The following is a 1,037-nucleotide window of genomic DNA, read 5'->3' as shown; positions in this document are numbered from 1 at the left end:
AGTGGCATTCTACTCAACCGCCTTCTCGAGTCAAGCCTTATTTGCAAAGGCTTTTCGAGGTTATCGACTTAGGCTTTCTGCGTTGCCGCTTGCCGTGTCGATGGAGGCGCATTATAGGGAGTGAATTCGTTCTGGCAAGGGGATAATTGCAAAAAGATGGCTTTCGCTGTTCGTTCGCTCACAAAGCCACCAATTGGCATATTAAACCGGCGAAATCAGCTTGCTGCAGGCACCGCGATGGCAAAATCGTGCAGGTTGTCATAGATGGCATCTGCCAGTGCGCTACCCGTTTCGGTAACCGGCTTACCGGTTCTGACCATGATCTTGTGACCGACCCCGGCATTGCTCGCTGCTTTCAGATCGGAAGGCTTGTCACCCACCATATAGGAACGGCTCATGTCGACCCCCAATTCCTGTTGCGCCAACAGCAGCATGCCTGGCTCCGGTTTGCGGCAATCACAGGGGGCGCCGTGATCCGGATGATGGGGGCAGAAATAGATGCCATCGAGGTCCACATCCCGATCCGCCAGTGACCAATCCATCCACTCGGTCAGATTCATGAAGTCATCTTCACTGAAGTAGCCGCGGGCGATTCCGGACTGGTTGGTCACAACGACCAGCAGATAGCCTTTCTTTTTGAGGAGCTGCAGGGCGTCTATGACTCCGGGCAGAAAATGGAAGTCATCGACCTGGCTGACATAGCCAGTGTCTTCATTGATGACACCGTCACGATCCAGAAAAATGGCGGGTTTGCTCACGGAAACTACCTCAATCAATGGTTTTGCCCAGTATCTCACAGGGCAGATAAAGCCCAAAAACAAAAGGGGCGGCCGAAGCCACCCCTTTCATGTGTGCATTTAAAGTATCGATTAAGCGATAACTTTAGCTACAACACCAGCACCTACGGTACGGCCACCTTCACGGATAGCGAAACGCAGGCCGTCATCCATCGCGATCGGCGCAATCAGGGTAACAACCATCTTGATGTTGTCGCCCGGCATTACCATCTCTACGCCTTCCGGCAGTTCGATGGTACC

The 1,037-nt window shown here is 52.9% G+C and carries 1 protein-coding gene and 1 pseudogene; both read right to left on the bottom strand.

Features of this window, described 5'->3' with window-relative positions; all coding sequences use genetic code 11:
• Positions 1 to 215 precede the first annotated feature (215 nt).
• Positions 216 to 758, bottom strand: coding sequence for a D-glycero-beta-D-manno-heptose 1,7-bisphosphate 7-phosphatase (gene gmhB / locus G5179_RS20795; RefSeq protein ID WP_421259029.1), 543 nt, complete (start codon positions 756 to 758; stop codon positions 216 to 218).
• Between the two features lie 111 nt (positions 759 to 869).
• Positions 870 to 1,037: pseudogene (gene tuf, locus G5179_RS20790) on the bottom strand (elongation factor Tu); the annotation flags it as partial.

This window comes from Aeromonas sp. 600886 (assembly GCF_049174935.1).
GTDB lineage: Bacteria > Pseudomonadota > Gammaproteobacteria > Enterobacterales > Aeromonadaceae > Aeromonas > Aeromonas veronii_A.
This window is presented reverse-complemented; position numbering and strand designations above follow the sequence as displayed.